This window comes from Enterobacter sp. FW301-JW81, assembly GCF_058788735.1.
This window is the reverse complement of sequence record NZ_JBYTBA010000016.1, coordinates 1-882: the sequence shown is the minus strand read 5'-3', so window position 1 is coordinate 882 and position 882 is coordinate 1. Positions and strand designations below refer to the sequence as shown.

Annotated in this window: 2 rRNA genes; both read right to left on the bottom strand. The window is 54.2% G+C overall.

Annotation, left to right across the window (positions count from 1 at the left end):
* Nucleotides 1-5: 5 nt before the first annotated feature.
* A 5S ribosomal RNA gene (rrf, locus tag AC3WOK_RS23360) occupies nucleotides 6-121 on the bottom strand.
* A gap of 68 nt (nucleotides 122-189) precedes the next feature.
* Nucleotides 190-882: ribosomal RNA gene (locus AC3WOK_RS23355) — 23S ribosomal RNA — on the bottom strand; the annotation flags it as partial.

Below are 882 nucleotides of genomic sequence, written 5' to 3'. Positions count from 1 at the left end.
TTGATGCCTGGCAGTTCCCTACTCTCACATGGGGAGACCCCACACTACCATCGGCGCTACGGCGTTTCACTTCTGAGTTCGGCATGGGGTCAGGTGGGACCACCGCGCTAAAGCCGCCAGGCAAATTCTGTTAATCTGTATCAGAGCTGAAAATATCGTGTCTCTTCGCCAAAACACCTTCGGCGTTGTAAGGTTAAGCCTCACGGTTCATTAGTATCGGTTAGCTCAACGCATCGCTGCGCTTACACACCCGACCTATCAACGTCGTAGTCTTCAACGTTCCTTCAGGACCCTTAAAGGGTCAGGGAGAACTCATCTCGGGGCAAGTTTCGTGCTTAGATGCTTTCAGCACTTATCTTTTCCGCATTTAGCTACCGGGCAGTGCCATTGGCATGACAACCCGAACACCAGTGATGCGTCCACTCCGGTCCTCTCGTACTAGGAGCAGCCCCCCTCAATTCTCCAGCGCCCACGGCAGATAGGGACCGAACTGTCTCACGACGTTCTAAACCCAGCTCGCGTACCACTTTAAATGGCGAACAGCCATACCCTTGGGACCTACTTCAGCCCCAGGATGTGATGAGCCGACATCGAGGTGCCAAACACCGCCGTCGATATGAACTCTTGGGCGGTATCAGCCTGTTATCCCCGGAGTACCTTTTATCCGTTGAGCGATGGCCCTTCCATTCAGAACCACCGGATCACTATGACCTGCTTTCGCACCTGCTCGAGCCGTCACTCTCGCAGTCAAGCTAGCTTATGCCATTGCACTAACCTCCTGATGTCCGACCAGGATTAGCTAACCTTCGTGCTCCTCCGTTACTCTTTGGGAGGAGACCGCCCCAGTCAAACTACCCACCAGACACTGTCCGCAACCCGGAT